Consider the following 4,743-nt stretch of genomic DNA (forward strand, 5'->3'; position numbering starts at 1 on the left):
GCAGTCTGTTGGTTGGTATAACCGTAAAAAACTACATTGTCGCATACCTGGTCAAACCCTGGCAGTGCTTCAAGTACATTCTGATCGAGCCGCAACGGTCCGAAAAAGTGGGCTTTGAAATGTGGAAAACAGACTTTCAACTTTGAAAAAGCCAGTATAATCACATCAATGCATCTTTCCAGGGAAATCACGCCAACATATATGAACTCAGGCCTTTCCGATGTAGCTTTTTGAATGGATTTGCAAAGTTCTGGTTCCGGGATCTGCGCAAAATTTTGAATAACAGCATAGGGATACCTTAATTTACTATAAGTATTGAGGTAGGCTTTTTCAGTAAAAATCAGGAAGAATTTCCTGCGCGCCAGCCCGTCGAAGTACCGGAAGAACAGCTGGTAGCTCAGCGCATTATTGTATTTCTTTATACTGAATTTCTGATAAAGATTTTCCTGAACTTCATAAATGACCCTGGCTCCCAACCATTTGAACACGAAAGCAGCCGGTATAAGCTCGGGAACAAAAATGTGCAGAATGTCGGGTTTTAGCCGGAGACATTTCCAGAGCACAACCGGGTAGGTTACCAGTAATCTTGACCAAAGTTTCTTGAAAAATGGCAGGGAAATGGTTTTAAATGCATTTTGTTGCCTGACTTTCGGCAAAGCGCATATTACCTCATAGTGCGCCGCCAGCGCAGGCGCTATTTTATACATAATGCGCGGGTCGGTCGGCGGATGTACCGTGCTCAGTAGCAAAACCCGTTTCATTGCTGGCCGATAATGGCTACTCCCGCCGAGGTACCAATGCGATCCGCTCCTGCTTCTATCAGCGCCAGCGCTTGTTCAGCTGTGCGGATTCCGCCAGAAGCCTTAATTTTGACCCCTTTGGGCAGTATGGTGCGCAGGGTTTTGACTACTTCCACTTCTGCGCCTTTTGGAGCAAAACCGGTAGAGGTTTTTACATAATCTGCTCCCGCCTCGGCGCAAATCTCTGAGGCTGTGTAAAGCTCAAAAGTGTCAAGGTAGGCAGTTTCGATGATGATCTTGATCAATGCATTTTTGCTGTGGGCGAGCTGTGCCAGTTGTATCAGTTCCTGCCGCACGCTCAGGTAAGCCATTGATTTAAATCGTGAGAGGTTCATGACCACGTCCAACTCGGTAGCTCCCTGATCCAATGCAATTTGTGCTTCTGCGAGTTTGGATTCCGTTGCAGAGTAGCCCATTGGGAAACCAATTACCGTCGCAAGCTCAATCCTGATCGGACAAAACTCCATCATTTCAACCACATAAGGCACATAAGTGGGCGCTACACAAATAGCTTTAAACTGGAATGTCCAGGCTTCCTCGCATATTTTACGGATATCCGTTTCAGTTGCGACAGGGCTTAGCAGCGTGTGGTCAATGCGGGAGGAGAGTGCGTTCATGTATTTGGGACAAGATCAAAAAATAAAAACCCCGTCATAAGACAGGGTTTTCAGATATTATCAGGCTTGACTAAGCTTTGCTTTTTTCCTTTTTAGCAGTTTTGTTGCCTTCGTCTTCCGACTCCGCACCAGCTTCCTCGGCTGCTGCTTCGGGCTCGTTTGCCGATTCTGTTACCACGAAAAGCTCCGGCAAATGCTTCGACAGCAGGTTGTACCAGGTGATAATCTTTTTGATATCAGATACATATACTTTCGAACGATCAAAATCAGGCAGGATCTTGTTCAGGAACTCGATCAGATCTTTGTCAGATGCAGTTTTGATCGACAATTCTACCTGCTCACCATGAACCTCGCGAATCTTTGTAAAAACATCTTCCAAAGGAGCTGATTCCTGCTCTCCGTCTGTAAAAATAGACACGTCTTTCAATACAGAAACCCTTGCAGTGGGCCCGATCAGCGTTTTCTCGCGCTTTTCATCCAGGCTTTCAACAATCACCCCGGCGCGGCTGGGTTTGAGAATACGGAACAGTCCGCCTTTACCTGAAACATTTGCTATTTCCTTTAACAGCTCCATTCCTGTAGACTCTACTTTTTCACTCATCCTTTTTATTATTAGTTATTTCTGATTTGAATGCGGTTTACTGACCGGCAACTTTTCCGCAAAATAACGGAAAGATACTTCGCCAAACAACTTGCTAAGGTTGTGTATTCTGAAACGCGTCGTTGTAAGTCTGTATTGCTTTCAGAACAGCATCCCGGCCCTCGTTTTTTTCTGCTGAGGTCACAAACATCGGTGGTATTTCTTCCCAAAGCTCAGCCAGTTTGGCTTTATATGCCTCCACCTGGTTGGCTACCTGCCCGGGTTTGAGCTTATCTGCTTTTGTAAAAATGATATGGAATGGAATGCCGGCTTCCCCCAGCTGTGACATAAATTCAAGGTCGACCGCCATTGCGCTATGCCGCACGTCGATCAGTACAAATGTGCAGATCAGGTTGGTACGGTTGTACAGATAATCGTTGATCATTTTCTCCCACTTATCCCGCTCCGATTTGCTGACTTTGGCATAACCGTAACCCGGCAAATCGACAAGGTACCAGGCGTCATTAATGATAAAATGATTGATAAGCTGCGTTTTTCCTGGTTGCTGAGAGGTTTTTGCCAGCGCTTTTTTGCCAGTCAGCATGTTGATCAGCGAAGATTTGCCCACGTTGGAGCGGCCGATGAATGCGTACTCAGGCAATTCAGGGGAGGGACATTTCAGATAATCCGAATTGCTCATTACGTACCTGGCATCCTGAACTTTCATAAGAAATTAATGTTAATGAAGCTGCGAAGTTATCTTTTTTGCCCCGCAAATCCATTGTAAAAGCTTAATCGTATGTTGTACAAGGAATTGTGAAAAACAAGATTACGCATTATTTTCGTTATCAGGATATCAATATAACTATCAAGTAAGTAATGAAAAACTTAAAGAAATTAGGTCTGCTTATTGCAGTAATGGCATTATCATTTTCAGTTGCCGTTGCGGAAAATGGCGGGAAGAATGTAAAAGAAGCGGAAAAGGGAATTCAGTTTGTTGAAGGATCCTGGAACTCCATACTGAAAAAAGCAAAGGCTGAAAACAAGATTATTTTTTTTGATGCATATACTACCTGGTGCGGGCCTTGTAAGTTGTTGCAGAAAAATGTTTTTACAAGAGCAGATGTCGCCGAAGTTTTCAATGAAAATTTCATTAATGTGAAGTTCGACATGGAGAGCGGCGAGGGACCAAAGCTGGCGGGTAAATATCCGATCGAAGGTTACCCGACATTGTTTTTTATCAACCCCAATGGAAAAGTTGTCAAAAAAGTGTTGGGATATACAAGCGCTGAAGAATTGATAAAAACAGGAAAGTCTTTGAAAAAGCCTGCGGCTAAGAAGACAACCGTTTAACATTGCCCCATAAAAATAAAGCCCCGGGAGCAATTCGCTTCCGGGGCTTTTGTATTTCTTAGAATGCTTATTCGTAATAGTTTGGAACGCGGTGACCGCTGCTTTCGAGCAACCTGTCTTTTTTGAACAAGGTTACGTCAGCTGCAACCATGTCATTAACCAGCGCTTTCAGGTCATACTTAGGTTTCCAGCCCAGCTTTGTCATTGATTTCGTTGGATCACCAATTAACAGCTCCACTTCTGTCGGACGGAAATATCTTGGATCAACTGCTACAACTTCTTTACCTACTTCAATCTGGAAATCAGGGTTGTTGCAGGCAACTACTGTTGCGATCTCGTTTACACCTTCTCCTGTAAATGCAACTTCGATACCTACTTCGTCAAATGCCATTTTCACGAAATCGCGGATGCGGGTAGTAATACCGGTTGCGATCACGAAGTCTTCGGCAGTATCCTGTTGCAGGATCAGCCACATTGCTTCTACAAAATCTTTGGCGTGGCCCCAGTCACGTTGTGCGTCCAGGTTACCCAGATAAACTTTGTCCTGCAAGCCCAATGCGATACGTGCAACCGCGCGGGTGATTTTGCGGGTTACAAAAGTTTCACCTCTTAATGGTGATTCGTGGTTGAACAGAATTCCATTTACCGCAAACATATCGTAAGCTTCGCGGTAGTTTACCGTGATCCAGTAACCGTATAATTTAGCAACTGCGTAAGGCGAGCGTGGATAAAAAGGAGTTGTTTCCGACTGTGGAACAGCTTGTACCAAACCGTAAAGCTCTGAGGTAGAAGCCTGGTAGATTTTGGTTTTCTTAGTCAATCCCAGCAAACGAACAGCTTCCAGAATACGCAAAGTACCGATACCGTCTACATTGGCAGTGTACTCAGGCTCTTCAAAACTTACCTGTACGTGCGACATAGCGCCCAGGTTATAAATTTCGTCAGGCTGAACTTCCTGAATGATCCGGATGATGTTGGTAGAATCACTCAGATCACCATAGTGAAGATGGAAACGCACATTTTTCTCGTGTGGATCTTCGTAGATATGGTCGATCCGCTGCGTATTGAACAAAGAGCTGCGGCGCTTAATGCCGTGTACTTCATATCCTTTGCTCAGTAAGAGCTCGGCCAGATAAGAACCATCCTGCCCGGTTATCCCGGTAATCAATGCCTTTTTCATTTAGACGTCTAGTAAAATCGAGTGAGATTGCGATTAAATTATTACTGGTAATTTGATTAATTGTTTTCTGCTGAGAGATTTACGTTCAAGCTTCTTTTTATATCGACACGGTCGGGTAAAATAACGGCCGAGGCATATTGTTCTTTAATCATGTCGAGGTATTGTTCTGCATCGCTGCGATACATAAAGTCACCTGCTTTAACGCGGTAAGTG

Annotated in this window: 6 protein-coding genes; 1 reads left to right on the forward strand and 5 read right to left on the reverse strand. The window is 44.4% G+C overall.

All coding sequences use genetic code 11. From position 1 onward, the window contains the following. The 4 genes from ACTIE6_RS18135 to yihA form a co-directional block, all read right to left on the reverse strand. Positions 1 to 761, reverse strand: a 761-nt coding sequence (locus tag ACTIE6_RS18135) for a glycosyltransferase (protein WP_439557984.1), incomplete at its 3' end; no start/stop codon positions are given. Continuing rightward, the gene (gene deoC, locus ACTIE6_RS18140; RefSeq protein ID WP_439557985.1) at positions 758 to 1,417 is read right to left on the reverse strand and encodes a deoxyribose-phosphate aldolase; all 660 of its coding nucleotides are present in this window, start codon (positions 1,415 to 1,417) and stop codon (positions 758 to 760) included. The genes deoC and ACTIE6_RS18135, both read right to left, overlap by 4 nt. Positions 1,418 to 1,487: 70 nt before the next feature. Then, the gene (locus ACTIE6_RS18145; protein ID WP_439557986.1) at positions 1,488 to 2,018 is read right to left on the reverse strand and encodes a DUF5606 family protein; all 531 of its coding nucleotides are present in this window, start codon (positions 2,016 to 2,018) and stop codon (positions 1,488 to 1,490) included. A 94-nt stretch (positions 2,019 to 2,112) separates the two neighbouring features. Beyond that, positions 2,113 to 2,724: a ribosome biogenesis GTP-binding protein YihA/YsxC gene (gene yihA, locus ACTIE6_RS18150; protein WP_439557987.1), complete on the reverse strand. Its 612-nt coding sequence runs from the start codon at positions 2,722 to 2,724 to the stop codon at positions 2,113 to 2,115. Between the two features lie 152 nt (positions 2,725 to 2,876). Here yihA and ACTIE6_RS18155 point away from each other — a divergent pair, with 152 nt between their 5' ends. Further along, positions 2,877 to 3,350 carry a thioredoxin family protein gene (locus ACTIE6_RS18155; protein WP_439557988.1) on the forward strand — a complete coding sequence of 158 codons (474 nt, stop codon included), beginning with the start codon at positions 2,877 to 2,879 and terminating at the stop codon, positions 3,348 to 3,350. Between the two features lie 67 nt (positions 3,351 to 3,417). Here ACTIE6_RS18155 and gmd read toward each other — a convergent pair whose 3' ends face one another. Next, complete coding sequence (gmd, locus tag ACTIE6_RS18160; protein WP_439557989.1) at positions 3,418 to 4,530, reverse strand: GDP-mannose 4,6-dehydratase; 1,113 nt, start codon at positions 4,528 to 4,530, stop codon at positions 3,418 to 3,420. Positions 4,531 to 4,743 lie beyond the last annotated feature (213 nt).

It is taken from the genome of Dyadobacter sp., from assembly GCF_051859145.1.
Taxonomy (GTDB): Bacteria; Bacteroidota; Bacteroidia; order Cytophagales; family Spirosomataceae; genus Dyadobacter.